This window comes from Ruminococcus sp. MCC718 (genome assembly GCF_018783905.1).
GTDB classification, from domain to species: domain Bacteria; phylum Bacillota; class Clostridia; order Lachnospirales; family Lachnospiraceae; genus Hominisplanchenecus; species Hominisplanchenecus faecis.
Genome location: NZ_WQNP01000078.1, coordinates 1 through 660, shown reverse-complemented (window position 1 = coordinate 660; position 660 = coordinate 1). Strand labels below are relative to the sequence as shown.

General features: G+C 44.7%; 1 protein-coding gene and 1 pseudogene. Both read left to right on the top strand.

All coding sequences use genetic code 11. The features are described 5' to 3' along the window. Positions 1-27: 27 nt before the first annotated feature. Positions 28-411, top strand: a complete 384-nt coding sequence (locus tag GPK60_RS08090; protein ID WP_005423181.1) for a YdcP family protein — start codon at positions 28-30, stop codon at positions 409-411. Between the two features lie 13 nt (positions 412-424). Next, positions 425-660, top strand: a pseudogene (locus GPK60_RS08085) (ATP-binding protein); the annotation flags it as partial.

Here is a 660-nt window from a genome sequence, read left to right as displayed (position 1 = left end):
GAAAGTAAATAAGGGGGTATTCAGATTATGAGATTAGCAAATGGAATCGTCATTGATAAAGAAAAGACTTTTGGAGTGTTGAAGTTCTCCGCATTACGCCGTGAGGTTCATGTACAGAATGAAGATGGAACGGTCAGTGAAGAAATCAAGGAGCGTACTTACGATTTGAAGTGCAACACACAGGGACGCATGATACAGGTATCCGTTCCGGCGACTGTTCCGTTAAAGGACTATGACTACAACGCCGAAGTGGAACTTATCAATCCTGTTGCAGATACGGTAGCCAATGCAAATTACCGTGGTGCAGATGTGGACTGGTATGTAAAAGCAGACGATATTGTTTTGAAGAACAAAGGCACTCATGCCGGAAATCCACAGAACAATGCTCCACAGCAACCGCCGAAGAAATAAGAGGTGTTAGCGTATGACGTGGAAAAAGAAAGGTAACAGGATTCGTGCCAGTGACAAATCGCTGGTCTATCACTTCTGTATCGGTTGGCTGTTGCTCCTGTTCGTTGAGGTGTTCCTGCTACTGAATCTGCGACAGCTCCTTGTTATAGACTGGAAAGATTTTAACCTGCTCCATGCCGGAATTACTTGGACTGCCTACAATTCCATTACGGTTCTGATAGCGACTGGTGTTTGTGCATTGGTCGCTTT